This is a genomic window from Phocaeicola sp. RTP21198st1_B8_RTP21198_201120, assembly GCF_040929485.1.
GTDB classification, from domain to species: Bacteria; Bacteroidota; Bacteroidia; order Bacteroidales; family Bacteroidaceae; genus Phocaeicola; species Phocaeicola dorei.
Map to the genome: position 1 here is coordinate 1 of NZ_JBCOCI010000238.1, position 1,872 is coordinate 1,872.

Annotated in this window: 1 protein-coding gene; it reads left to right on the forward strand. The window is 35.7% G+C overall.

Going from position 1 to position 1,872, the window contains the following annotated elements; translation table 11 throughout:
• Nucleotides 1-138 precede the first annotated feature (138 nt).
• Nucleotides 139-1,872, forward strand: a 1,734-nt coding sequence (locus AB5935_RS24975; RefSeq protein WP_368327754.1) for a DEAD/DEAH box helicase family protein, incomplete at its 3' end; no start/stop codon positions are given.

The following is a 1,872-nucleotide window of genomic DNA, read 5'->3' on the forward strand; positions in this document are numbered from 1 at the left end:
CAGTAGAAGAGTTGTCCCAGTTCATTAATGAAGCTAATACTCCTGGAAATTTGTTGCAAGATGCACCTGATTTTGATGCAATCAAGCAGGAAGAATACGAAAATGAAGGAATGGATGTGATAGACGTTAATGAGGAAGATGACAATAGAAATTAATCTTAGTGAGCTCGGTAAGGTGCAATACCTTACCGAAGTTCTTCCCGAAATTCCTACGAATACTATTCTTTATAAGAAGTTGACCGGACTTGGTGCTACCTATGGAGAAATCACAGCAAAACGTAACTCGATTATCATTGAGCCGAATGTTCCTGTTATAATTGGTAAGTGCAATGACCCTAAGCATAAAGATGATAATCTGTTCGGAGTATATGAAGGTGTATATACTGACGATATCGTAAAATATTTGGAGAAGAGTAAGAATAAGTATTATAAGATACTTACCACTCCTGAAAGTTTTCAGAAAGTAAAGGATGCATTTGAAGAACTGGAAATGAGTGTGCATTGTTCTTGTTTTCTTCTGTTTGATGAATGTCATAAGCTAGTGAAGGATGCGGATTACCGGAGTGACATAACACTACCGATAGATGATTTCTTTAAGTTTGACCAAAAAGCATTGGTCTCTGCTACACCGATAGAATTGAATGACCCTCGATTTAAGGAGCAGAACTTTCAGACAATAGAAATACAACCGACTTTCGATTATAAAAAGGAGATTTGGCTTCATCATACGAATAATACGCTGCAAGCATTTAAAGATACACTATCCAAGCTAAACAATGAGGAAGCTGCACCACTTCCGATTTGTGTGTTTATCAATTCAACTGATATTATATATTCATTGATGAAGCAACTAGATTTATTGGAAGATTCCGCAGTCTTTTGTGCCCCTAAGAGTGTTGATAAGTTGAGAAGGAATAAATTTACCAATGCCTATGAACAGTGCAGTATTGATAAAATGAAACTGTACAACTTTTTAACTAGCCGTTTTTTAAATGCTGTGGATATTGAGTTAGAACAGAAACCTCATGTAATAATGCTAACCGATGTTTACTTTGCGGAACATACAATGATAGACCCTTATACTGATGCTATCCAGATGGTTGGACGATTCAGAAATGGTGTATCATCAATTACACATATTAGTAACGTTAAAGAAGGTATACCACAAAGAACGAAAGAAGAAATAAAAGGATATATTGTTTGCAGCAAGGAGATATATCGAACAATGAAGAACTTTTATGATTGTGCAACAGACAGGGCTTCCCGTGATGCTTACCGTGCTGCACTGGAAAGTCTTCCTTTTAATAAGATGCTTGATAGGAACGGGAGAGAGAATTGGTTTGCAATAGACAACTACATAGATGAGGAATTGATGAAAAATTATTATTACGATAAAGGCTCTCTAAACGAGGCATACGATAATTGTTATTCATTTATTTCTTATCAACATGGATTTTACTATTCGATAGGTGACTTTGAGCGGTTAAAGAGGGAAAATAAATCTCAATCCATTAAAGACAAGCGTAAAGAGATAGTCCGCCAGTTGGAGATGTTGGGAAATTGTGCTACTGAAATGGAATTGGAATACAAGCGGGATTTGATTGCGGCTGATTCATTTATTGTTGAAGCTTATGATACGGTAGGTAAAGAAGTGATTGAACAACTCAAATATTCCAAAAAGAAAATCACGGAAGCCATGATACAGAAGCAATACAGTGAGAAGGCAACCGGAACAGAGGTTATTCGCTTAATAAAAAATTCTTTTACTGTTGGTCAAAAATACACCCGTAAATATACAAAAGAAGAAATAAAGCGAATTTATGCTCTATTGAATATACATCCTCCTAAAGCCATAACAAGTAAGACTATAATC